Origin of the sequence: Microcystis sp. M44BS1 (genome assembly GCF_020244875.1) — a bacterium.
Classification (GTDB): domain Bacteria; phylum Cyanobacteriota; class Cyanobacteriia; order Cyanobacteriales; family Microcystaceae; genus Microcystis; species Microcystis panniformis.
The window spans coordinates 1-24,631 of the sequence record NZ_JADBVM010000088.1 but is presented as its reverse complement, the minus strand read 5'-3'; the positions used below and the strand labels follow the sequence as shown (position 1 = coordinate 24,631).

Annotated in this window: 22 protein-coding genes and 2 pseudogenes; 11 read left to right on the top strand and 13 right to left on the bottom strand. The window is 44.0% G+C overall.

Translation table 11 applies throughout. The features are described 5' to 3' along the window. Nucleotides 1-280: 280 nt before the first annotated feature. Nucleotides 281-907, bottom strand: coding sequence for a PEP-CTERM sorting domain-containing protein (locus IM515_RS06240; protein WP_287629920.1), 627 nt, complete (start codon nucleotides 905-907; stop codon nucleotides 281-283). A gap of 297 nt (nucleotides 908-1,204) precedes the next feature. On the opposite strand from IM515_RS06240, the pseudogene IM515_RS06235 reads away from it, so the two are divergent. Beyond that, nucleotides 1,205-2,083 (top strand): annotated as a pseudogene (locus IM515_RS06235) (Rpn family recombination-promoting nuclease/putative transposase); the annotation flags it as partial. A gap of 29 nt (nucleotides 2,084-2,112) precedes the next feature. Then, nucleotides 2,113-2,307 (top strand): annotated as a pseudogene (locus IM515_RS06230) (DUF2887 domain-containing protein); the annotation flags it as partial. A gap of 39 nt (nucleotides 2,308-2,346) precedes the next feature. Here the strand turns inward: IM515_RS06230 and grrA are convergent. The 4 genes from grrA to IM515_RS06210 all read right to left on the bottom strand — a co-directional run bounded on the left by grrA (nucleotide 2,347) and on the right by IM515_RS06210 (nucleotide 6,196). Continuing rightward, complete coding sequence (gene grrA / locus IM515_RS06225) at nucleotides 2,347-2,721, bottom strand: GrrA/OscA1 family cyclophane-containing rSAM-modified RiPP (RefSeq protein WP_287629919.1); 375 nt, start codon at nucleotides 2,719-2,721, stop codon at nucleotides 2,347-2,349. 14 nt (nucleotides 2,722-2,735) lie between these two features. Next, the gene (gene grrP / locus IM515_RS06220) at nucleotides 2,736-3,635 is read right to left on the bottom strand and encodes an extracellular substrate binding-like orphan protein GrrP (RefSeq protein WP_287629918.1); all 900 of its coding nucleotides are present in this window, start codon (nucleotides 3,633-3,635) and stop codon (nucleotides 2,736-2,738) included. Nucleotides 3,636-3,723: 88 nt separating this feature from the next. Then, nucleotides 3,724-4,893 carry a PQQ-dependent sugar dehydrogenase gene (locus IM515_RS06215; protein ID WP_287629917.1) on the bottom strand — a complete coding sequence of 390 codons (1,170 nt, stop codon included), beginning with the start codon at nucleotides 4,891-4,893 and terminating at the stop codon, nucleotides 3,724-3,726. A gap of 178 nt (nucleotides 4,894-5,071) precedes the next feature. Beyond that, nucleotides 5,072-6,196, bottom strand: a complete 1,125-nt coding sequence (locus IM515_RS06210; RefSeq protein WP_287629916.1) for a type I restriction endonuclease — start codon at nucleotides 6,194-6,196, stop codon at nucleotides 5,072-5,074. A gap of 348 nt (nucleotides 6,197-6,544) precedes the next feature. On the opposite strand from IM515_RS06210, the gene IM515_RS06205 reads away from it, so the two are divergent. Both IM515_RS06205 and IM515_RS06200 read left to right on the top strand, forming a co-directional pair. Continuing rightward, on the top strand, nucleotides 6,545-6,994 hold the full coding sequence (locus IM515_RS06205; RefSeq protein ID WP_287629915.1) for a DUF29 domain-containing protein: 450 nt from the start codon (nucleotides 6,545-6,547) through the stop codon (nucleotides 6,992-6,994). 12 nt (nucleotides 6,995-7,006) lie between these two features. Beyond that, nucleotides 7,007-7,756 (top strand): amino acid ABC transporter ATP-binding protein, encoded by a 750-nt coding sequence (locus IM515_RS06200; RefSeq protein ID WP_002765952.1) that lies wholly within the window; start codon nucleotides 7,007-7,009, stop codon nucleotides 7,754-7,756. 195 nt (nucleotides 7,757-7,951) lie between these two features. On the opposite strand, the gene IM515_RS06195 is transcribed toward IM515_RS06200, so the two are convergent. The 4 genes from IM515_RS06195 to IM515_RS06180 form a co-directional block, all read right to left on the bottom strand. Then, the gene (locus IM515_RS06195; RefSeq protein WP_287629914.1) at nucleotides 7,952-9,517 is read right to left on the bottom strand and encodes a cation:proton antiporter; all 1,566 of its coding nucleotides are present in this window, start codon (nucleotides 9,515-9,517) and stop codon (nucleotides 7,952-7,954) included. Between the two features lie 210 nt (nucleotides 9,518-9,727). After that, nucleotides 9,728-13,030, bottom strand: a complete 3,303-nt coding sequence (locus tag IM515_RS06190) for an efflux RND transporter permease subunit (protein ID WP_287629913.1) — start codon at nucleotides 13,028-13,030, stop codon at nucleotides 9,728-9,730. 6 nt (nucleotides 13,031-13,036) lie between these two features. Beyond that, the gene (locus IM515_RS06185) at nucleotides 13,037-14,236 is read right to left on the bottom strand and encodes a proton extrusion protein PcxA (RefSeq protein WP_287629912.1); all 1,200 of its coding nucleotides are present in this window, start codon (nucleotides 14,234-14,236) and stop codon (nucleotides 13,037-13,039) included. A gap of 526 nt (nucleotides 14,237-14,762) precedes the next feature. Then, the gene (locus IM515_RS06180) at nucleotides 14,763-15,896 is read right to left on the bottom strand and encodes a glycosyltransferase (protein ID WP_287629911.1); all 1,134 of its coding nucleotides are present in this window, start codon (nucleotides 15,894-15,896) and stop codon (nucleotides 14,763-14,765) included. Nucleotides 15,897-16,194: 298 nt separating this feature from the next. Here IM515_RS06180 and IM515_RS06175 point away from each other — a divergent pair, with 298 nt between their 5' ends. From IM515_RS06175 to nblS, 3 genes are all read left to right on the top strand, one after another. Next, the gene (locus IM515_RS06175; protein ID WP_002738058.1) at nucleotides 16,195-16,374 is read left to right on the top strand and encodes a hypothetical protein; all 180 of its coding nucleotides are present in this window, start codon (nucleotides 16,195-16,197) and stop codon (nucleotides 16,372-16,374) included. A 75-nt stretch (nucleotides 16,375-16,449) separates the two neighbouring features. Then, complete coding sequence (locus IM515_RS06170; RefSeq protein ID WP_002762448.1) at nucleotides 16,450-16,797, top strand: DUF4359 domain-containing protein; 348 nt, start codon at nucleotides 16,450-16,452, stop codon at nucleotides 16,795-16,797. A gap of 114 nt (nucleotides 16,798-16,911) precedes the next feature. After that, nucleotides 16,912-18,903: a two-component system sensor histidine kinase NblS gene (nblS, locus tag IM515_RS06165; RefSeq protein ID WP_287629910.1), complete on the top strand. Its 1,992-nt coding sequence runs from the start codon at nucleotides 16,912-16,914 to the stop codon at nucleotides 18,901-18,903. Here the strand turns inward: nblS and IM515_RS06160 are convergent. Together IM515_RS06160 and IM515_RS06155 are read right to left on the bottom strand one after the other, a co-directional pair. Then, nucleotides 18,884-19,243, bottom strand: a complete 360-nt coding sequence (locus IM515_RS06160; RefSeq protein WP_287629909.1) for a hypothetical protein — start codon at nucleotides 19,241-19,243, stop codon at nucleotides 18,884-18,886. The genes nblS and IM515_RS06160 overlap by 20 nt on opposite strands. A 188-nt stretch (nucleotides 19,244-19,431) precedes the next feature. Beyond that, nucleotides 19,432-19,839: a hypothetical protein gene (locus IM515_RS06155; RefSeq protein WP_002765939.1), complete on the bottom strand. Its 408-nt coding sequence runs from the start codon at nucleotides 19,837-19,839 to the stop codon at nucleotides 19,432-19,434. 44 nt (nucleotides 19,840-19,883) lie between these two features. On the opposite strand from IM515_RS06155, the gene IM515_RS06150 reads away from it, so the two are divergent. From IM515_RS06150 to folE, 3 genes are all read left to right on the top strand, one after another. Then, a complete protein-coding gene (locus IM515_RS06150) occupies nucleotides 19,884-20,789 on the top strand; it encodes a hypothetical protein (RefSeq protein ID WP_287629908.1) in 906 nt (301 codons plus the stop codon). A 336-nt stretch (nucleotides 20,790-21,125) separates the two neighbouring features. Next, on the top strand, nucleotides 21,126-21,854 hold the full coding sequence (locus IM515_RS06145) for an SDR family oxidoreductase (protein ID WP_287629907.1): 729 nt from the start codon (nucleotides 21,126-21,128) through the stop codon (nucleotides 21,852-21,854). Between the two features lie 49 nt (nucleotides 21,855-21,903). Then, a complete protein-coding gene (folE, locus tag IM515_RS06140) occupies nucleotides 21,904-22,602 on the top strand; it encodes a GTP cyclohydrolase I FolE (protein ID WP_002738197.1) in 699 nt (232 codons plus the stop codon). Nucleotides 22,603-22,808: 206 nt separating this feature from the next. Here the strand turns inward: folE and IM515_RS06135 are convergent, their stop codons facing one another. Beyond that, entirely contained in the window at nucleotides 22,809-23,447 is a 639-nt protein-coding gene (locus IM515_RS06135) for a phosphoribosylanthranilate isomerase (RefSeq protein WP_287629906.1), read from the bottom strand. A 120-nt stretch (nucleotides 23,448-23,567) separates the two neighbouring features. Here IM515_RS06135 and psaK point away from each other — a divergent pair, with 120 nt between their 5' ends. Then, nucleotides 23,568-23,834 carry a photosystem I reaction center subunit PsaK gene (gene psaK, locus IM515_RS06130; protein ID WP_002736399.1) on the top strand — a complete coding sequence of 89 codons (267 nt, stop codon included), beginning with the start codon at nucleotides 23,568-23,570 and terminating at the stop codon, nucleotides 23,832-23,834. Nucleotides 23,835-24,297: 463 nt separating this feature from the next. Here the strand turns inward: psaK and IM515_RS06125 are convergent. Then, nucleotides 24,298-24,631: type II toxin-antitoxin system RelE family toxin (locus IM515_RS06125; RefSeq protein WP_287629904.1), on the bottom strand; the 334-nt coding region annotated here is incomplete at its 5' end.

The following is a 24,631-nucleotide window of genomic DNA, read 5'->3' as shown; positions in this document are numbered from 1 at the left end:
TTTTGAGAGAATCGTCGTTCAAAACCTTGCGTCTTCATCGGCCCGCGTCCTGTAGGGGCGAAGCATTCGGGCAATAACCTATCGGTGAAACCGTAGATTTTCTATCCGAATGCTTCGCCCGTACTTTTTCAGCAGACCCTACTTAGTATTAGATATGTGTAATTAATTGTGTCTAGCTACTTATCCATTATGTGCCAAAATTCAATAAGCGAGAGCGCCTTTATCCCTAACCAAAAAGGAAGGCTTTTAAACCTTCCTTACCATAGAATTGGTCATTTATTTATTGACGTTTGCGAGCCAATAAACCCAGAGAACCCACCGCTAATAAGCCTAAAACGGTGCCTGGTTCGGGGGTTGTCTGTATCTGGGCAGGTTGAATGGTCCAGTTAGCAGCAACGATATTACCTGATACATTGGTCAAACTGACATCGTTGTTGAAATTATTAGTAACGTAAACGCCATTGCCCCCATTCACGAACCATGCGTTAGGTGTTTGTGTAGAATTGGTTGAGACGACATTGACATTAGAGACATCACTCCAATTAGAAGGAACAGCCGTTAACTGTCCTGAGGCATTGGTGACAAAACTTCCTGTGCTAACAGTCAACCCATTACCACCAACCCCATTAGGATCAAAGGTAGTAACGTGGGCTCCATTACCAAAATTGAAGGTGACACTCACAATGTTGCTGGCGTTCCATGTTTGGCTCAACAGGGAACTTCCCCCATTGTCAAGCTGATAGGTAATAACCGCAGTATTACCAGCAGCAACGTTATCGACACCAAAGTTTTCTGAAACAGTACCCGTATAGGTAGCGGTAAAAATGGCAGCATGGGCGGGAATGGCACTGAAAACGGCACAAGTCACCGCCGGAAGGCAAAGGGCTTTTAGCAGTTGATTAGTCATTTTTGATTAATTGACAAGTTAGTTTCATGGCTAAGAATGGGGAAAAATTGTTATTTATACCCCATAAATCATTGCTTAACAGCAATAAGCAGCCTCATTCTACCCCCCCCCGAATTTGTCAAGTATTCTCCGTTTTTTATTGATGAATCTGGAAAAAAAGCCCATCAGGGAGAGACTGGAAGGATTCGCCAAGGAAACATCTTAAATTAATCGGTAATGATTAAGATTGCGCTATTTTAGGGGTTAGGGGGGAGCAAAACGTCCTCATCTTAGCGGGTACTGCTATAAAATAAGATCATGAAAACTGACACGATTTTTTATCAACTCTTTCAATCATTCCCCTCTATCTTCTTTGAATTAATTCAACTCCCCATCACCGAAGCCAAGGCATGAGTAGAAAACGGGTTTCTCGGAGAAACCCGTTTTCTGTGCGTTATTCAACGGATTTAGTATGAGGTACAATTTCAAGAAGATGAGGCTTTTTATCAGCGCTTTTTCACCGAAATATTCTTATATCTCAGTAAAACCGACTTAACCAATGATTGGCGGGGTGTGATTGTCTATCCTAACCCTCAAGTAGAAACCGATAAAGTTCAACGCTATCGGGAACTCCTCAACTCCGAGCGAGTGAGACGGATTTATCTGAATGAATTAGAAAACACTCCTCAAACTTCCATTGGTTTAGCCACAGTGCAATTAATCACCCTATCTAAAGCAAAAGCGATTGATAAGTAGGTAGGCACAATTATTTGTAGGATGGGTTAGCGGTAGCGTAACCCATGCGGGCGTTGGGTTTCATGCTTCAACCCAACCTACGTTCATTTTATATTTAATTCCACCCACCTACTTAGCACCCGAAAATTAATCCAAAGAGTGCGGGAAGAATTAACCCCCGACCAAAAACCCCAAGAACTCTTACAATTAATAGAGACGATTCTTGTTTATAAGTTACCGCTTCTTAATCGTCGGGAGATAGAAACTATGTTTAGTTTAGATGAATTAAAACAAACTCAGTATTTTCAAGATGTGCGCGAGGAAGCGCGTCAGGAAGGCAGACTAAACAAAGCACTAGAGGCTGTTCCTCGTTTGTTAGCCTTAGGGTTAAGCGTTGAGCAAGTCGCCTCCGCCTTAGAATTAGAGGTTAAACAGGTTAGAGCTATACAAAAAGAGACATAAAAAAAGCGCTCGCCTTGTCAAATAAGAGCATGAAAACTGACACGATTTTTTATCAACTCTTTCAATCATTCCCCTCTATCTTCTTTGAATTAATTCAACTCCCCATCAACGAAGCCAATAACTACCGCTTTGACTCAGTGGAAGTCAAACAACTTTCCTTTCGTCTTGATGGAGTCTTTCTGCCTCAAAATAATAACCTGAGATTTCATCGTCAAACCGGGGTTGGGACGAGGATAAAGTTTATCGCCTCACCCAACCTTAACTTACCAACGATTTAAGAAACTGCCACCATTACCCCAGCGCGGTCGGGAATTAAAGAAACCACCACCGTCAGACCAACCATTGCGCCAGGGCCGCGCATTAACGAAACTACCACCGCGACCATCTCCCCAACCACCGACACGACTATTCACCCAACCGCGACCGCGACCATCTCCCCAGCCTAAAGCTTGTAAACTAGGATCGGCAGTATCTTCCGGCAGTTGGTTAACTCGTTCGCGTACAGCGCTAGATAGACGACTTAAACGCGCTTCAATGGGATTAGCCTCGTCTGAGGCGGCCTGAGCGGTGCTAGTCAGACCGAAAGCAGATAAAGCGAGAAGAAAGCCGACTAAACCAGTTTTATTGCTGATATTCACCTGAATTTATGCTCCTATTTGGCTTCTTGGGGATTAATTTGGGCGTGTTCGATAACTTTGAAGGCAAAAAACCCCTTTAATAATTCTGGGGGGATGGGAACCATGCCTTGACTACCGAACCAGCGATCGATTTGACTAACGGTAGCCGTATCATTGGTGATGTAATCCTGCATCATTTTGACAATGGCATAGTTGACATCATCCAAAAAAGTAGAGTTATTTTCGGGAACCATGCAAGCAATGCCAAAATTAGCTAGAGCTTCTTCGGGGACGATTTCGTAGATTTTAGGGTTATCTCTGAGGATTGTTCCCGCTAAAGAAATGCTATCCCCCGCTATTGCGTCGATTTTACCGGTTTTTAAAGCTTCGATCGCTTCTTCTACGGTGCTGTAGGTAGTAACAATTGTCGCTTGCGGTTGTACTAATTTAATCACATCCACGGCCGCGGAAGTGGGAATCAAGGCGATACGTTTACCGATTAGGGATTGAGGAGTGGAGAGATTGCTACCTTTTTTGGCTAAAATCCTAATCCCAGAAATGCTGTAACTGATGGAAAAATCGACCACTTTCGCCCTTTCCCAAGTAAAAGCCGTACTACAAGCGATATCGATTTCCCCGCTACGAATGAGGTTAATTTTCTCTCCGGGTTGGTTAGCTTCCACCATTTGCAGGGTGACGGGACGACCGAGACGAGTTTCCAGTCGTTTTCTAATTCGTTCCAACACATCCATAGAATAGCCGACTAATTCCCCCTTCTCATTGACGTAGGAGTAGGGAATCGCATCAAAACGGGTTCCTACGGTCAAAAATCCCGTGCGAGCCACTTTTTCCACCACTGTTTCCGCTAAACCTGCGCTGGCGAGGAACATAGGCAATATGCAACCTAGTCCCACTAACTGTAAAATTTTCTTCATAAATCGAGTGCTTACTCCCGTACAAACATAACTATACTAGAAGTCGCTAAAAAATCTTCAAGGTTTCCATAATAATTTCTGTGAACTTTTACAAATTAGATGGCGGTTCAAGGCGAATTAATTGACCGTTACCTTCATCGGTGAGCAGGTATAAAAATCCGTCGGCACTTTGACGCACATCCCGCACCCTCTGACCGATGGGAATCGCTTCTTGATTGATAATTTCACCCGATTTATCCATTTCCAGACGGCGAATATCCCTGGAAACTAAACCACCGGCGAATAAATTTCCCTGCCAATTAGGAAAGCGATTACCAGTATAAAAGACCAATCCCGAAGGAGCGATCGCTGGTGTCCAAATTGTTTTCGGATCGATCAGACCGGGGCGATATCTTTCGCCGGAAACTGGGTTATTAGTGCCGTACTCTTGACTAGCAGAAACCACTGGCCAACCGTAATTTTTACCTTTTTCAATTAAATTTAATTCATCCCCTCCTTTCGCTCCGTGTTCTGTTGCCCAGACTCTTCTAGTCATCGGATCGAAGCTGATTCCTTGAATATTCCGATGGCCATAACTCCAAATTTTAGAACCGGCGAAAGGATTATCTTTAGGGAGAGAACCATCGTCATTGATGCGGATAATTTTACCTAATTGACTTTGCAGATTTTGGGACTGTTTTCTAATTAAATCTCCCGCTAATTGTAGGGGAGGATTACCCCCGTCCCCAATCGCTACCAATAAAGTGCCATCCGGTAGCCATAATAACCGCGAACCGAAGTGTTGAGAGCCGGTTTTTGCCTGGGAAACTTCAAAAATAACCCGCACATCTCGCAAACTTGTACCATCATAAACCGCACGAGCGACGCGGGTACGATTAGCCTCCCGGTCTCCGTGAGCATAAGTTAGATAAATCCAGCGATTTTGGGCAAATTGGGGATGAATTGCCACATCGAGCAGTCCTCCTTGTCCGACGGCAAAAACTTCGGGAACTCCAGCGATGGCTTTTGGGTCTAATTTGCCCTCTCTAACCACTCTTAAACGACCGGGGCGCTCTGTGATGAGGATTTCCCCGTTAGGTAGCCAAACCATCGACCAAGGATGCTCTAAACCCTCGATTACGGTCACTTTTTGCCATTGATTGGTCTGGGAATTATTCGCCGAAGTTAATACATTTGCACCTTGACAACTGGAGATAATTATAGTAAGCAAAACGCTAGATACTAAAGGCGAGAAAATGCGATTGAGAGAATTAAGCATTAGTTGGTAACTCCCCAAGTTTTCAGCAGATAAATATAATTATATCGACTCCATTTTGAGGAGTTGTTTTAGAAAAGTTAAGAGATTTTGTAGTGATGGTATTTGCGTTGAAGTTTGCTCACTAATCCACCGATCATCGGAAATAGTGCGGTCATTAAAGGGATAGGGACTAATTATTTTAAATACTTTCCGTTTTTTCTGACTTGCTTTTATAAGTATCTTGAGTCAGATAGCGGATACGAGATTTCAGAAATTCAGCGACTCCATAAATTTCATCAAGACTGTCTATATTGGTGGTTGCTTCTTTACCAGTTTCGACGTTATCGGGAATACTGATTGATTTCTTGCCAGTTTTTTCATGGAAGCGCAGACGACAGACTGTTTTGGTTACTTTTCCATCTAAGTTGATACCAAAATAACTTCTAGTGTCTTTGAATTGAATGCGTGCGGTATTGATTTCTTCCCGTAGAATTGATTTAATAATGTAAAATCCTTCCAATTCTTCGGGGGTCGTATTAATTTTATCTTCCCCTGTTTCTTCTGGTGGAGTATCTTCTGCTGCTGGTGTATCAGGAGGATTTGGTTCGGGTTCTTTTCCTAAAACTTCCTCAAATTTTTCTTTGATGATATCATTGATATACTCTTTGAGAGAACGCTTAATAATTTCTTTGAATTTTTCGACAACCGATGCAGTTCTCACCCCAGAATACACATGACTAACAAAAAACTTAACAAATTCGGGGGAAGGATCATTTAATTGCTGGGCAATCACTTTTTTAACTTCTTTTGTGTGCAATAAATTGCGAGCAACCTCTTCTAGTTCGTCAGAATTAAAGCTAGATTTAGAAAATCGTTTTAATTCGTTAACAGAAGAGTCGTCAAAGTCGAGAATGTTAAACTCAAAAAATGGCTTATCGTCCATGATATTATCCTTGACGATATCCGTATAAAACCGATAGATAATCCCATTAGTTAAAACTCCAAAGTTAGCTCCAGTTGCGTTAAAATATCGATGCAGTTGGGAACTATGTTTAGGATGCTCAAGATTTTGATGACAGCTTTTACATTCCATCAAAATAATCGGTTGATTGTCCAAACAAATAGCATAATCTACTTTTTCTCCTTTTAATCCAGTTAAATCTGCACTATATTCGGGGTGAACTTCCATGGGATTGAATACATCGTAACCCCATGCTTGCAAAAAAGGCATAATAAAAGCTGTTTTGGTTGCCTGTTCGTTTTGGATTTGAGAACGAGAGGTTTCAACTTTTTGAGCAATTGCTTTGAGTTTATCGATTTCCATGATAGCCTCATTATCTAGGATGTGTGGGTTCTCAGCCTAACCATAATTTAACCTTTTTTTTACCTCATGGTCAAGCATTTTTTACTGTCATCATTATTAATTCACAAATATTTACACTAATCCCGTCCCGTTCATATCGGCTCTCTTAGGTTTGGTGGGTAAAATGTATTCTAAGATACAGTCCTGCTGGCGCGGGAGTGAAAGGAACCACAGAGACACAGAGGACACAAAGATCGATCCTATGTAAGTTAAACTTATCACACAGAACCTAGAAGAGCCTCATATCTTTTGTGCTATCATTTCTAGGGACGGGTTATTTTTAATAATGTCCCCATTTGATCAAAGACAATGCTTGCTTTAGAACAGCTTTATGAACGGGAGTACGACCGCTGGTTAAGCGAGACGATCAAGTTATTAAAAAATCGTCAGTTAGATCAGTTAGATTACGAACATTTAATCGAGGAGTTGACAGCTTTGGGACGAAGCGAAAAAACTGCTGTTAAAAGTTTAAGTTTACAAATAATAATCCATCTGTTACTCTATCAATTTTGGACGACGGAAAGAACAATAAATAGTAATCATTGGGCGGCAGAGATTATCACTTTTCGAGTACAATTAGAAGATAAGCTCACCACCGATTTAAGCAAATTTCTAGAACTAGAGTTAGAAAATATCTATGAAAACGCTCGCTTAATTGCCGAAAAAAAGACAGGATTAAAAAATTTACCGATAATTTGTCCCTACTCTCTGAGACAAATTCTTGAGAAACAGTGGTTTCCCGATACAGATAATCAATAAACTCTCAAAAATATGGAATCTCACAACAGTGAACCGATTATAATTGCCGAAGCTGTGGAAAAATGGTACGATAACCGCTTTCATGCTTTGCGGGGAGTCAATCTCACCGTTAATAAACAGGAAGTTGTCGTGATTATGGGTCCGTCCGGTTCAGGAAAATCCACCTTTATTCGCACTTTTAACGGGTTGGAATCCTATCAAAAAGGTCGCATTATTATTGACGGGATAACTGTGTCCCACAACCTGAAAAATATCGAGGCAATCCGTCAGGAAGTCGGGATGGTTTTTCAACAATTTAACCTCTTTCCCCATCTGACGGTATTAGATAATGTCACCCTCGGGCCGATGTGGGTGCGCGGTTGGAAAAAAGCGCAAGCGGAGGAAATAGCGACAAAACTCCTCGAAAAAGTTGGTATTCTCGAACAAGCGCTTAAATATCCCCCTCAGTTATCGGGAGGACAACAGCAGCGGGTGGCGATCGTTCGCGCTTTGGCCATGCAGCCGAAGGTGATGTTATTCGATGAACCCACCTCAGCTTTAGACCCAGAAATGGTGCGAGAAGTCTTGGAAACGATGCAAAGTTTAGCCAAATCGGGGATGACCATGGTTTGTGTCACCCACGAGGTAGGATTCGCGCGAGAAGTGGCCGATCGAGTGGTATTTATGGATCAGGGTTTAATTTTGGAAATTGCTCCCCCAGCAGAATTTTTTAATCATCCCCAATCCGATCGAACTCAGCAATTTTTAGCAAAAATTCTTTGATTTTCCATGACTTGATGAGGCTGCATCTCAATTTTGTCGAAATATCTATATTAGATTTGGGCGCACGCGATGCGCCCCTACCATTGGTGCGATAATATTATTGTAGGGGCGAATTGCATTCGCCCTCTTTGAATAACTTCTGCTGCTCACCATAAGTAAGAGAAAGTCACATATAGGAGATGCAGCCCTTGATCATTAAACCATCTCTTTTTCTTCTTCTACCTCCACTAAAAGGGGAACGAGATTTTCATTTAAACGACCGGCTCGAATTAATTCTGCATAGGTATTAGCTTCGATATCGAGTAAAGTATCTTGAAATTGTTCGGCCACCACATCTTTTAATTGTGGGTGTTCCTGTAGTAATTTTTGCAACTGATCCCCCAGGGACTTTAATTGTCCTTCCACCAGAGTTTTTTTATAGCGATAAAATTCGGGATCGATATCGGGAAAACGTTCTGGTTGTTGCAGATAATTAGACACCCTAGTTAAGGCAATTTGACGAGCAATTAAGGCCGAATATTCGGTGCGAATCGGTTGATCACCGATAAGATTGAGGGCATTTAACAGCCATTGTATAGATAATCCTTGCACCAATAAAGTAAATAAAACCACCCCAAAAACCACGTCAATAATTTCTTGACGGTAGGGGATAGACGTGGGAACACTTAACGCTAGGGCGATCGAAACCGATCCGCGCAATCCTCCCCACCATAACACCGTTCTTTCCTTGAAACTGATCCTATTACCCGTAATTAGGTTACTAATTCCCCCTAGTCCAAAAATTGAGAACAGACGGGAAACCACCATAGCAGCGATCGCTATTAAAATCCCGGTTAAGTGACTACCAAGACTCTCAAAACGGGTTTGATCGCCGATCAGTAAAAAGATGATGGAATTGACAAAAAAGGCGATAAATTCCCAAAATTCGCTAACTACCAAGCGCGTGCGGGGACTCATACCAATGCGCGAACCGAGATTACCGAGAATAATCCCGACAATTACCACCCCAATCACACCGGATCCGCCTAATTTTTCCGTGACGAGATAGGTTCCGTATGCAGAAACTAGAGTCAGAGACTGTTCCACAAAAGGCAGATCAAAGCGTTGGGTAAGGTAGGAAATGCCGAAACCGATCACGCAACCCACACCGATGCCAATCCCCACAAAGGTGCAGAAACGAGCGATCGTCACGGGGACGGAAAAGGTATCGACTCCCAAGGGAATACCCACCAAGAGGACGAAAGCGACCACAGCGACCCCATCATTAAAGAGACTTTCCCCTTCCATCAGGATCGTCAGTTTTTTACTGGCCCCCAATTCTTTAAATAGGGCAATCACAGAGACGGGATCGGTGGCAGCTAGGGCAGCACCCAACAGAAACGCGATCGATAGGGGTAAATTAGCAAAGATATGTAGGGGATAGGCGACTCCCAAAACGGAGATAATCACCCCGATAACGGCAAAAAGGACGATAGTAACCCAATATTCCTTTAATTTAGCCCAAGGAATATTCCAAGCGGCTTCAAAAAGGAGGGGAGGCAGAAAAATTTCCAGAATTAATTCCGGGGAAAGATTAACTAGACGCAAATCTAAAAAAGCTAAACCCATACCGACAATAACTAACAGCAGGGTGTAGGGAATTTTGCGGAGGAAGGCAACGGTTCTCGATAAAGTGGCGACACTCAAGGAAATGGTCAAAACTAGCAGGAATTGCTCTAAATTATGAGCGATCGCCTCGTTAGCAGTAGATTCTAGGGTCATTAGTTATCAGAGATGGGTGTGGGGTGTGGGGTGTGGGGTGTGGGGAGGTGGGGTGATGGGGAAGTGGGGTGATGGGGAAGTGGGGTGATGGGGAAAGTGGGGAGACCACTTCGTGCGCGTTGCGGGGGGAAAGTGGGGAGGTGGGGGAATTTCAACTAATACCCTAAAACCCCAAAACCCCAAAACCCCAAAACCCCAAAATCTAACACCCTAGTCATTCGGGGACTGAGGAGAGATTTTCAAGGAGGAAATGGCCCCTTCTTCTATGGGGGTTTCTAATGTATTCCTTTCCCCACCCAGAGAGGGAGTTTTACTATTGCCAGAACCGCCATCTTTGGGGGGTTTCGAGGAGAGGAATCGGGCCTCGAACTGTTTGATCAGCACATACAAAACCGGGACGAGAAATAAACTCAACACCGTGGAAATCAGATAACCGCCTAAGATTGCAGTTCCCAGGGACCAACGACTCATCGCTCCGGCGCCGGAAGCGATAACCAAGGGCAAGAAACCGACTAAACCGGAAATAGCCGTCATCAGAATCGGTCTTAAGCGTTCCGTCGAGGCCCGGGCTGCCGCCTCGGGAATACTTAAACCCAAAGTACGGGACTGGTTAGCGAATTCCACGATTAAAATCGCATTTTTGGCCGCTAAACCGATCAACATGACCAAAGCCACCTGAGCATAGATATTATTATTCACCGTCGGGAAGAGACTACCCACTTGTAGGAAATTCGCCCGCAACAGTATGGCCCCCATGGCACCCAGGATCGCTAGGGGAACGGTAATCATGATGATAATCGGGTCAATGTAGCTTTCGTACTGGGCTGCGAGGACAAGGAAAACCACGATAAAGGCTAATCCGAAGATCACTGGGGCAGCCCCGGCGGAAGTTTTTTCTTGGAAAGCTGTACCCGTCCAAGCGTAACCGAAACCGGGCTGCAGGACTTTCCGACAGACATCTTCCATCACTGCGATCGCCTGTCCCGTACTAAAACCGGGAGCGGGATTACCCTGAACGTTAATCGAGGGATAGAGGTTAAAGTTAGTGATAATCGGTGGATAGGTGAAGCGTTTGACGCTAACTAAACCCGATAGGGGAATATTGGCCCCGGTACGGGAACGGACGTAAAGACGGTTAATATCTTCGGGATTAGAACGATAATCCGCTTCTGCTTGGGCAAAGACTCGATACAAGCGATCGCCTAAGACGAATTGGTTAACGAAGTTGGAACCGAGATAGGTTTGCAGGGTTCCGAAAACGGCCTGCATATCGACGTTTTGCGCCTGTAGCTGGTTGCGATTGATGGAAAGTTCCAGCATCGGCGTGTCGGTGGTAAATTGGGTGAAAATTCCCGATAATTCCGGTCTTTTTCGGGCCTCGGCCATGACGTTATTAGCGTTGGCAATCAAAGCGTCCATGGGGAAAGAAGCGCGGTTTTGGATAAATAACTCGAAACCGCCGGTAGAACTTAATCCATCCACAGGGGGCGCATTAACGGCGAAAGCGCGAGCATCTCGGACTTTAGTGGCTAATTGTTGGTTAATTTTCCTAAGAATGCCGAAAACTGACTTATCTTCCCCAGTCCGTTCCGACCATTCTTTTAACTTGACAAAAAATAGCCCTTGGTTGCTGCCACTTCCGGCAAAACTAAAGCCCGCCATACCGACAAAGTGTTCCACTTCTTCGATACCGGCGAGAATTTCTTCGTTAATCTGACGGATAACCCGGTCGGTGTAGCGCAGGGAAACCCCGGGGGGTGCTTGCACCAAAACGAAGGCATAACCTTGGTCTTCTTCGGGGATAAAACCCTGGGGAGTGGTGTTGTAACTCCAAGCTGTGAGAAAGAGGGCGGCGATAAAGAAGGGTAAGACCAGAAAGCGAACTCGGATCAGAAATTCGATCGAGCGTCGATAACCTTCTTTAACTGCGTTGAAACCCCGATTAAAGCCCTCGAAAAACAGTCCCAAGGGTCCGCGGGTGCCTTGGGGCGGTTTCATGATAATCGCCGACATGGTGGGGGAAAAACTGAGGGCGTTAAAGGTGGAGATCAGAATTGAAGCGGAGATGATGACGGCAAATTGTCGATAAACGATCCCCACCGTACCCGGGAAGAAGGTGACGGGAATAAAAACCGCAAATAGTACAAGAGAACTGGCAATTACCGCCGAGGTTAACTCCCCCATGGCATCAAGGGCAGCTTGAAATGGCCGCATTCCCTGTCGTAATTTTTCCGATACCGCCTCTACAACCACGATCCCGTCGTCCACCACTAACCCGGTGGCTAGAATGACGGCAAACAAGGAGAGATTATTGAGAGAATAGCCTAAAGCGAGGGCGACGGCCATGGTTCCGATCAAAGATACGGGAATAGCGATCGCCGGAATGATCGTGGTGCGCCAATCCTGAAGGAAGATAAAAATGACTAGAATAACCAGTAAAATCGCCTCCACCAGAGTGCCAACGGCTTCTTCCAGGGAGGCGGCGACAAAGGCGGTATTATCGAGGGTAATGGCGATATTTAACCCCGGGGGGAAACTTGGTTCTAGTTCCGCCATTTTCTCTTTTACCAGTTTGGCAGTATTCCAAGCGTTGGAACCGGGCAACTGATAGACGATATAGACAACGGCGGGGGATTTGTCGAAATAGGCGGCGGTACTGTAGTTTTCGGCTCCGATTTCTGCCCGTCCCACGTCTTTAATTCGGATTAAATCGCCATTTTCCCCGACTTTGACGACAATATTTTCCGCTTCCTCCCCGGTGGCAACCCTACCAACGGCGCGAATGGCGATCTGGAATTCCTGATCTTCGGGACTAGGATCACCGCCAATTGTCCCCGCACCCACCTGAATATTCTGTTCTCGGATTGCTTGTACTACTTCGTCCGCCGATACACCCCTAGCGGCTAAAGCATCGGGATTAAGCCAAAAACGCAGGGCGTATTCCCTCTCCCCGATGATGGTTGTACTACCAACCCCCTCGATCCGGCGAATCTCGGCATCGATGACTCGATCAACAAAGTTACTTAAAAAGACCGTATCGTAGGGATAATTGCCCTTTTCGTCCGGTTTGGCGGAAATCCCGTAGGCAAGGGTAACGCTGGGGGATTGGGTATTGGTTGTCACCCCCTGCCGGTTCACTTCTTCCGGTAAACTAGCGGCCGCGGTACTGACACGGTTTTGTACCAAGACTTGGGCAATGTTACGATCCATTTCCACCGGGAAAAAGACATTCACCGTACTTTGTCCGGTGTTGGTACTCTGGGACTGCATATAAACAATCTGTTCTGTCCCGTTAATCTGGCGATCGAGTACCGTGGTAACGTTATCCTGTACGGTTTTGGCATCGGTTCCCAAATAGTTGGCATTTACCGCTACCTGAATAAATGCCAACTGGGGCAGTTTTTCTAGGGGTAAAAAGGGAATAGCGATCGCCCCGATCAAAACGATTAAAATCGAGCAAACTGTGGTCAGAACGGGTCTTTTAATGAAAGTATCGGCAATACTAAGGATCATAGGGCGTTACTGGTTCATTTTTTCTAGGATAGTTGCGGCGGTGGGAGATTTACGGGTCAGATAATTAAATATTAATAGTTTAAAGATGGTATCTAGGATAACGGGAACCGTGGCCACAAACAAGCTAATAAATGTAATATTCTCGCGCCAACCAAAGTGCCGGAACAAAGTTTCTAGGATTACCGTCCAACCCTCCGCCGAGTGAAACCCAACAAATATATCGGTAAAGAGAATAAAGATAAAGGCTTTGGTTATATCATTTAAGCTGAGAAAATAACGACTAACATAAGCTCGCGTAATCGCCAATTGTTGACGACCAAAAATTAGGATCGCAATAAAGGCTATTAATCCCGTGAGATCCGATAGTAAGTTTTTCCAACCATCTTGACTTTCATAACCCGCTTCTCTGAATAATTCCTCCACCTGTTCCCGAAAGGTTTCTTCTGATTCATTCCCTACTTTTGCTACCCCTAAAACCTGCTTGATTTCTTTAATTTCTTGAAGTCGAGCAAATTCCCTGAGATATTTTTCGCCAATTTCCTGAGAAATATAAACTTCTGATATTTTCGCTCTATCCACACCCAAATAGTTTAAGACAGGGCTAAAAATAAAGTTTCTACTGATAACCTGTACCGAGAGAGGAACTAAAATAATAATCAGGATAAAACGGATAGCGATGCGCTGCTGTTGTCGCAGGGTACGGAGTTGTTTGATGACAGTTTGTTCGTATTCGGGGGTTAATTCTTGCTGGAAGTTAAAAAATTTATTACTGGTTGCAGGAGAAATTATCTGGTTATCTTTATCCCTGGGTTTATCACTGGTGAGATTGGTATTAGGCAGATTTGGGGTTTGATTATTCGGTAATGGGGGCAGCAATTCCCCTACATCTAGGCGATATTTACCGATAATATCCTCGATCGCCTTTAAAGTCTCTAGGATGTTATTATTTTCTGGGCTAGTTTGCGGATTAAAAAAATTAGCCAGACGCACTTGAGTTAAATCGAGACGTATCTGGAACAATTCTCGCTCTAGGGTACTTTGAAAGTAATCATAAACACTTTTTCCTCCCACGGCAGCCGGGGAAATTTTTTGTCCCCCAAAATGTTTATCTTCGATCGCTTTAATTTTCAGCGCTCTCTGATAAGCTGATTCTAGGGCTACTAAAGAGCGTTTTTCTACCCATTGATTAACTCGATTCCAAGGCACGGCTATAATCCTCGCTTTTCTGTTATCACAATCACCACGATAAGCTATCAGCGTTGGCTAGATCTCAATTTTGGATAAATATCCATAATATTACATTTTGAGCGCAGGTGATGCACTCCCACCATTGAGGAAATGATATTATTGTAGGGGCGAATTGCCTTCGCCCTCTTTTACAGCGTTTCTCATCAAAATAAAGTGTAATCTAATTTGTTATCGACCACCGATGACTGACTCCCTAAAACGAAAACCTCCTAGCTCTCCATTAAGATAACTGATCTAATTAGGGTCTGCTGAAAAAGTTTTTCCTGGGGGTTAGGAGTCAGGAGTCAGGAGTCAAGAGTCAGTAGCCGGTCGTTTCGGGCTTTGTTGCCCTTGTTTTTTGTACCAATTTATGTACTATAAAAAGGATAATGCAAGGTTTTTGAAAGTCCCAATCCTATTTTCGCAGCATGAACATCGGACTTTAACAGGTCAAAAGCCTTATTTTCAAAGGGTTTTACCATTATTCAGCAAGTCCTAATTAAACTTAGCAATAACTTTTAGATATTGAATGTTCCTCGACAAATACACTATAGTTACTTTGAAAGATTTCAGGGGTAAATCTATTAGCCTGTTGCCGACAACTTTCTGGAGCAATTATATCACCGTGATCGACAAAATATTTAACCGCTTCCAGCAAAGATTGGGGATTTTGTTCCCCAAAAAGTAATCCTGTTCCCTGGGGAGAATTTTCCCGCAGATCCCGCACGGTTTCTAAAGCACCTCCGGCAGCAAATGCAATCACGGGAGTACCACAAGCTTGCGCTTCCACTAAAGCAATACCAAAATCCTCACAGGCAGCATAAATAAACGCTTTTGCTTTCGACATATATTCTGCTACCATTCGATCAGAAACCGCACCTAAAATCTGAATATTATCCTTAGCTAACTGTCGAATTAAAGCCATCTGTGGACCATCTCCAATAACCACTAGGGGGAATCCCAATTGATTAAATGCCTCCACAATTAAAGGGACTTTTTTATAACTAACCAAACGAGATACGACTAAATAAAAATCTTCTTTTTTCTCTTGGTAGGGAAAACGCTCGATTTGTACGGGAGGATAAATAACTTTTGCCTCCCGTCGATAACAGCGCCAAATTCGTCTAGCGGTGTGGTGGGAATTAGCTAGAAAATAGTCCACACGATTAGCAGAAATCACATCCCACTGACGCAAACCATGCAAGAGATAACGGGTGAAAATACCGGGTAATCCCTGTCCTAACTTACTATTAGCCAGATAGTCAAAAGTTAAATCCCAAGCATAACGCATCGGACTGTGACAGTAACAAATGTGAACCTGATCCGGTCGAATTAAAACCCCTTTAGCCACACAATGGGAGGAGGATAAAACTACATCATAATCCTCTAAATTTAACTGCTCGATCGCTAGGGGAAGAAAAGGTAAGTATTTTTGGACGCCATTTCTCGCTTTCGGGAAATTTTGCAGAAAAGTTGTCCCGATCGAGCGACCATAGAGATAACTAGCGGGATTAGTGGACTCAAAATCGATCAAAGCGTATAAATCCGCCTCTAGACATTGTAAAATCTCCTTAACCACTAATTCCGATCCCCCCGTCGCTTTTGGGGTTAACCACTCGTGAACCAGAGCGTACTTCATAGGATAATCAATAATCTCAGCCGTAATTATAGCAGTAAGGGATCGGCAGTTTAAAAGTTCGCTTTCTGGCTTTCTCTTCGCCAAAATTACCAACACATATCCGATCACGGTAGAAACCCCTAGGAAGAAATTATTAAATTTTTCAAGAAAAATTGCAAAGTTTAGTAAAAATTACTAGCAAGATCAGATGGTCGACTCTATACTATAATGGGGATCAAGGAAAAAATAGGTTTAAACCGATTGGGATCAAGAAAAACTAGCTTTACATACAGAAGATAACTAATTAATGAGGTTTGCTATGATCACCCTGCAACAAGTACGCTGTCCTAATTGTGGAAATTTTGCCGAAAGACAGCATATTTTAGAACACCATCTCGTTAGCACCGCCTGTTCTCACTGTGATTATCTGTTAGTTAGTTGCAGTCTCACAGGAAATGTACTAGAGTGCTATGCACCCGGTATTGGTTTAAGAAATTAACACTGCCCCCTAGCCAGATCGAAAATGTCTTGTCAAAATAGAGTGGAGAAGACAAAATCAAGGAGCTAAGTAGCTATGGGGGGTAATTTCTTCAAGGGAGCGATCGCCCTGGGGGTAATAGCGGGGATTATGGGATTTACCAATCCCCCCCAAGAACTTTACAGCGAATACGCCGCCGAAAAACTCCTCGCTCATGCCGACAAAATCGCTTGCGAGAAAATCAGTCTCTGTGGCTCGATCGATTCTTTGCCGGTGGCAGCCAGAAATGTGATCAAAAATCAAATCTTAAAACCAGCGATCGAAACCTCTAGTCAACGGCAAAATCTAGGTGTGTTCAGTATCTACACCACAGAAGTACCAGGGGTAGCTAAAATTAGAACTCTTGGCGCTTTTGGGCATTTCTTGACTTTCTCGGAGACTTAGGTGAGATTACTGCCAGTTTAACGGCTACCAGCTTAATAATGAGTTAAGATGATCGTGTTAACCCGCGATTTGAGCGATAGAGTAGTCAAGAATACAGATTAATCCTGCCTAACCGTGTCTAATTTTCTGCCTAGTCTCCGAGAAGCGATCGCCCGTTGGTGGTCTGAATTCACTCTCCAAACTAAATTAATGGCCGCGGCTACTTTAGCCGTTTCTTTGTTGATGAGTGGTTTAACCTTTTGGGCGGTTAACACGATCCAGCAGGATGTCCGTCTCAATGATACCCGTTTTGGCCGGGATTTAGGGCTGTTATTAGCCGCTAATGTCTCCCCTCTGATTGCTGAGGACAATTTAACCGATTTAGCCCGTTTTTCAGCCCGTTTTTATAGTAGTACCTCCAGTGTTCGTTATTTGATCTACGCTAACGAGGAGGGTCAAATATTTTTCGGCATTCCCTATTCTACCGCCGAAGTTAAAAATTCCCTGACGATCGAGCGTCGCATTCAATTACCGGAAAATTATGGCGAAAATGGGGAAACTCCCCTCGTCCGTCAGCATAAAACCCCCGACGGTGAAGTAACCGATGTCTTTGTTCCCTTGAATCATGAAGGCAAATATTTGGGAGTATTGGCGATCGGGATCAATCCTAACGCTATTGTGGTGGCTTCTTCTAATCTAACTCGTGATGTTACTATTGCCGTTTTTGTCTCGATTTGGGCTATGGTGATTCTCGGTGCAGTTTTTAATGCTTTAACTATCACCAAACCAATCAAGGAGTTATTAGTCGGGGTCAAAAATATTGCAGCGGGAAATTTTAAGCAGCGCGTTGATTTACCCCTGGGAGGAGAGTTAGGGGAATTAATTCTCAGTTTTAATGAAATGGCGGAAAAGTTAGAACGATACGAAGAACAAAATATCGAAGAAATGACCGCCGAAAAAGCCAAACTAGATACGTTAATGTCCACTATTGCTGATGGAGCAATTCTCTTAGATACTAACTTTCAATTATTATTAATTAATCCAGCGGCTCGGGAAATATTTGGCTGGGAAGATCAGGAAATTATCGGTCAAAATGTTCTACATCTTTTTCCTTCGGAGTTAACGGTTAAACTAACTAAACCTCTCTATCAAATTGCGGCAGGAGAAACCCTCCAACCAGAAGAATCCGCTAATCAAAATCAGAAAAATGCTCTTATTGATCAGGAAAATAATAACTATTCCCCGGCGGAATTTAGATTATCTTTAACTCACCCGAAACCCTGCACAATTCGCATTTTGTTAACTCAGGTATTCGATCAATATCGGGAGAATGTCCGGGGAATTGCTATGACGCTACAGGATATTACCAGAGAAACAGAATTAAATGAGGCAAAAAGTCAATTTATTAGCAATGTTTCCCATGAGTTAAGAACCCCTTTATTTAACATCAAATCTTTTATTGAAACCCTGACAGAATTTGGTGAGGATCTCAGCGATACAGAAAAAAGAGAGTTTTTAGAAACCGCCAACCATGAAACCGATCGCTTAACTCGTTTGGTTAATGATGTTCTCGATCTTTCTCGGTTAGAATCCTCCCGTAACTATAACTTAGACGCGCTCGATATCGGACAATTAATCGAACAAACCCTAAGAACCTATCAACTCAATGCTAGGGATAAAGGACTAGAATTAAGCTCGGAAATTGAAGCCAATTTACTACCAATTTTAGGCCATTATGATCTACTTTTACAGGTATTAACTAATCTAGTCGGTAACTCCCTAAAATTTACTCCTGCTGGCGGTAAAGTGGTGATTCGTGCCTATAAAATCAGCAAAGATAATCCCCAAGAAACTCTCAAAATTCGCGTGGAAGTATCCGATACTGGTATTGGCATTGATGCCGAGGATCAAAGTGCCATATTCGATCGCTTCTATCGGGTAGAAAATCGCGTTCATACCCTAGAAGGGACGGGATTAGGATTATCAATCGTCAAAAATATTATCGAAAAACACTATAGTCAAATTCATTTGATTAGTGAAGTGGGAATTGGCACAACTTTCTGGTTCGATCTAGATCTATATCAAGGCTCGATCGCCAGCAAGAAAATTAACGACGTGAGTTTATAAAAGCCAAAGCAATACTGCCCAAAATCAGGGTTAATAATAGCAATAATCCCTTATTTCTGAGACACCAATTTTTAAAAACCCTAGGGAGAGGGAGAGGAGGAATTTTTTCGGCTATTATTTGGCTATTTTTGTATAAAGTGCAGCTGGTAGCGTAGGGACGTTGGGGAAAATTACAGCTATCATCGCCATGGTAGAGACAAGTTTCGCACAAAAACTTGCCAGTGACAGCTTGATGCAGGGTCATGCCGGGATGACCATAAGCCTTTAAAATATTAGAACAGTAGGGACATTGTAAGGCCTGACTATCGACCTTGTGTTGACAACGAGGACAGGCAATCATAATCGCTTTTCCCTTTGAGGATTGTCATTGCTGATAATCATAGACTATAAGTAGTTGAGTGTTAAAAACTGTCAGATACCCCCCTTATCAAGGGTAGATCCCCCCGCCTATCGGCACCCCCCTTATCAAGGGGGGCAGGGGGGATCGAACTCAAAATCTATTTAGCAAAACCCCCGGGCTTTTTCCGGTTATCTCACTAAATAGCTGCGCCATTGGGAGGCAACTTCTTCCAGTAAACGCCAAGTTTTCCCCTCGATCTGTCTTTGTAAATAAAGATCAAAATTGTTGTGTTGTTTGGTATCTTTTTGATGGGGCAATTGTAGAGTTAGATCGTAATCTCCCTGCAAGTGATAAGCGGGCAAATTGCCCACATAAATCGGTTCCAGACTGGTGACATTAATTTTAGCAATTTTTACCGGCGGCTGATCGATCTGTAAAGATTGACTAAGGCGATCGGATGTGTGACGAAATTGTAATAAAAGGGCTTTGGCGACGATTTCCCCGTCGGGGGCAAATTCTTGCGGGGGAGTGACACTACCACAAGCAGTCAGGAAGACAAGGAAAATACTGGTTAAAAAACCGAGAAAACGGCGCATAGAATGATATTTTGAAAAAGAATGGCAGCGAGTTAAGAAAGATTATGACTCAACCAAATGAGCGAGAGAATTTCAGCCAAGCAGAAACGGTGGTCCGACTACAAGAGGCGATCGAGCAGTTAAATTCGATCGTTTCCCAACTTAACACGGGAACGGGGATAGTGTTACCCCCAAAAGTTGCTGTTGATAATCTTCTTAACTCAACGCAACAGTTAGCCGCTGCTTTAAAACCAGACGAATTCGCAGAAGTTGAGCAAAGTTTAACCCCAGATTCTCCCATCGAAGCAGCGGAGGGAATTGACGATATTTTACCAGATTTCGAGCAGGTGGAAGGGTGGTGGACCGCGATTTTGAACAAAATCCGCCGACTTTTGCCCGGGGGAATTGGCGAAAAAATTCCCGATTGGTTAATCACCGGCTTGTTAACAGGAAGTTTAGTCACTATCCTCTTAGTAGCCGTGATCAGTTTACCGAAAAATCCGGCGGAAATTGCCGAAAATATGCCTGAAGTTATCCCTAGTCCTTCACCGGCAGCCGGGGAAATTATCGCAACTCCCCCAGAATTAATCGCACCAGAGGCACCGATTCCCGTCCCGATTACTAAAGCAAAACCGCGATTAACTCCCGAACAAAGTTTAGTCGCAGCTATTCAAGAGGAAATTACCGATTTAACTACTCGTTATCCCGCCGGGATTATTTCTACCGTAGAAGCGGACTTTTTGGCTAGTCGTCTAGTAGTGATTTTGGGCGATAATTGGTATAGTCTCGAGGCATCACAACAGGATAAATTGGCTAATTCGGTTTTTCAACGTTGCCAAAGTCTCGATTTTCGCCGCTTGGAAATGAAGGATAACGAAGGAATTCTCCTCGCTAGAAGTCCCGTTGTCGGCGATCGAGTGGTGATTGTCAATCGCACTCAACCCACCGCTGCTATCTCCCCTGGTGAGTAGTTTTCAGCGCGGGGGGAGGGAGTTTCAAGGCAGCCTCAACAATTTTCGCCAACCAGTCTGCTTTTTCCCCTCGCTGGTTAGATATCTGAATATACACAAAGATTAGTGATCCCTGACTTAACAGTGCTATAATTAGCTAGGTAAAATTTTGTAACGATTCTTAATCTTGAACCTACCCGATAGTCAATGCTTCCCCCCGCCCCAGGTGGACGCGGCAATTTTGGTGCGAGAAAAATTGCTCCGATCCGACCCAACTGCCTTAAACTTTTCTAGGGTTCCCCTAACCGCCAAAATTTTGCCCTAACTACCCGGAATTAAGAGATTTCAGATTATACCATGAACTCTGTTATTCGTCAACAGCGAGCGCTGATCACCGGAGCCAGCAGCGGCATCGGCAAAGAAACCGCCCTCGCTTTCGCCAAGGCGGGAATTAATCTGGTTTTAATCGGTCGCAATCAGCAAAAATTGGCAACCGTGGCGGCAATGGCGGCAGATTTAGGCGTATCAGCCCAAGCTTACCCCTTAGATTTGGCAGATATCCCGGAAGTAGCTCCTAGTATCGCTAAAATCGCCCAAGAATCCGGACCGATCGATATCCTGATCAATAATGCTGGCATGGGTTACACAAATCCCTTAGCTGACACACCTTTGTCAGACTGGCAGCGGGTGATCGACCTGAATTTAACCAGTGTTTACCAGTGTGTGCAGGGGATTTTACCTGCCATGCGTCAACAGGGAGGAGGCACGATTATTAACGTTTCCTCGATCGCCGCCGATAATTTTTTTCCTGATTGGGGGGCCTATAGTGTCAGCAAAGCTGCATTAGTGGTATTTTCTCGCATTCTAGCGCTCGAGGAGCGGGCCAACGCCATTCGCGTCACGATTATCACCCCCGGTGCTGTCAATACTCCCATCTGGGACAGCGATAGCGTCAAAGCAGATTTCGATCGCTCGGCCATGTTAACCCCGGATATCGTCGCGCAGGCCATTCTGCAAGCGGTGTTACTGCCCAAACAGGCCGTAGTGGAAACGATGACCATTATGCCCAGTGCGGGGGCATTATAACCCGAAATACTTCTATTTATCAATCAATTCGCCTACAGGCCTCTTCATTATGACCATAGCTTCTTCTAACGGTTTAAACGGTAATTTAACCGACGCTATCCAAGCACGCGTGACCACTCGCCCCGATCGCAACACCCACAATGGCAAAACCGCTCAAATTCATCCAACTTCCGACGAAAACAAAGAACAGATGATGGATGCGGTCAGAAATATCCTGATCTCGGTGGGAGAAGATCCCGAAAGAGAAGGTTTATTAAAAACCCCCAAACGGGTGGCCGAAGCGATGCAGTTTCTCACCCAAGGCTATCAACAATCCCTAGAAACCCTCGTTAATGGTGCGATCTTCGATGAAGGTCATAATGAGATGGTATTAGTGCGCGATATTGACTTCTTTAGTCTCTGTGAACATCATATGTTACCCTTCATGGGGCGGGCCCACGTTGCCTATATTCCTAACCAAAAGGTGGTCGGATTAAGTAAATTGGCTCGCATTGTGGAAATGTACTCCCGTCGTTTACAGGTCCAAGAGCGCCTCACCCGTCAGATTGCCGAAGCGATTCAAGAAATTCTCGACCCCCAAGGGGTTGCAGTCGTCATGGAAGCAACCCATATGTGCATGGTGATGCGCGGGGTGCAGAAACCAGGATCCTGGACTGTCACCAGCGCCATGTTAGGAGTCTTCCAAGACGAGCAGAAAACCCGCGAGGAGTATCTTAACCTGATCCGTCATAAACCTAATTTCTTCTAGTCAGGGAGATGGGGAAATGGGGAAATGGGGAAATGGGGGAATGGGGAAATGGGGGAATGGGGAAATGGGGAAATGGGGAAATGGGGAAATGGGGAAATTTCAACTAAAACCCCAAAACCCTAAAACCCCAAAACCCCAACACCCTAAAACCCCAAAACCCCAAAACCCCAACACCCAAAACCTTCTAACTGATCACTGATAACTGATCACTGATCACTGAATTTTTGCAGTCGCTCTAACAAGAGGGCGACTTTTTTCAGGTCTTTATCACCAGGCGATCGCTCAACGCCGCTAGACACATCAATGCCATTGGGGTGCAGCTGGGTTAAAGCTTCACTAATATTATCGGGGTTGAGTCCTCCGGCGAGAAACCAGGGCAAGGGGGGCAAAAAACTGGCTAAGGCTTGCCAGTCTAAGGTATGTCCCGTACCGCCGAGCAATTGGGGATGGTAGGCATCTAAAAGTAAAGTATCGACGCTATTAAAGTAAATTGCCGACTTTTCCCAACTTTCTCTGTCTTTGATCCGCAAAGCCTTGATAATTTCCCGGTCGGGTAATAATTGCCGCAACCTTTGGCAATATTCGGTAGATTCTTTACCATGTAACTGCACACTTGTCAAGGGGGTTTTAACAATTATTTGCTGAATAATTTCGGGTTGCTCGTCGGCAAAAACCCCGATAAAATCAATTTTGTCGGGTATTGCGGCGGTAATAGCGTTAATTTGCTCGATGTTGACGTAACGAGGCGAACTCGGTACGAGGATAAAACCTAAAGCCGTAGCTCCTAAATTAGCGATCGCTTGTCCCTGGTCTGGTTGGGTAATGCCGCAAATTTTAATTCGCATTTAATCTTATTCGCAAAACGTTACAAAAACTGTTAAGTATTCAAACAAAAAGCAGTTTCGGGTCAAGAGCTTTTTATAATGCCCTGTGGTTAACAAAATCTTATCAAGACTGGAGCGCCAATGATCCCTTCCACCTTACTTTTAGCCACCGCTCAAACCATTCCCTGGAATTTATCCGTCGGCATTACCATGACCTTAGCTAACCTAGTAGCCTTCGTTATCGGTTATTTTGCCATCCAAAATACCGGGGCCGGCCCTGCTTTACCCTTGCCGCAGTTAGCCTCGAAAAAAAGCTTCGGTCTGCCAGAATTATTGGCTACCATGAGTTTTGGCCATATTCTCGGTGCGGGACTGGTTCTCGGTCTTTCTAACGCGGGCATTCTCTAATCAGTAATCAGTGACCAGTAAACCTCAGAGAGAGAAGCCAGTAGTCAGGAGAACTAAGCATAAAGAGATTTTAGGCAACTTCATCCCTATTTTTCCCATTTTTGAACTCTCAAAAGTTAATTATGCCAGAAGTCTAGTAATCGTCCAGATCGGGTGATTATTCTGGCTGCTGGCGAGAAAATTAAGAAAGCAGTGGCCCAAGTCGAAGCTGGATAAGTAGGTAGGCGTTAAAAATTATCAGACACCCCCCTTATCAAGGGGGGCAGGGGGGATCGGCACCCCCCTTATCAAGGGGGGCAGGGGGGATCAGAGGCAAAATCTATCTTCAATTTAATTATAACTACTTACTTACTTTGCTGACGAAGAAAAAGCAGTATTGGCTAAATTAACCCATGAAAGTTAGATGGCTGCGGAAAGCAGTATCGAAAATAATTGGTAAATCCGAACGTTGCTAATCGCTTAATTAATCGTAAATATTGCCTCTAAAGTTAATCTCATAAATAAAGATTTCGTCTGTCTCCTTGCCGATTTCAAAAATAACTCGCATTTTGCCAACAGGAATTCTGGAGAATCCTTTTAACTCACCTTTAAGTTTTTTGATATCAAGTTCTTCAGGGGGATAAACGTTTTGAGTTTCAAGGCAGGTTTTGAGAATACCAATTTTAGTTAAAACAGATTTTCGGCTATTGGCATCTAGTTTCTCCAAAAATTTATTGGCTGATCTACTGATCCTGATCTTCACGATTAAACCAGCCTGTAATATCAACGAAGCCGTCGTCTTTGTAATCAACAGGATT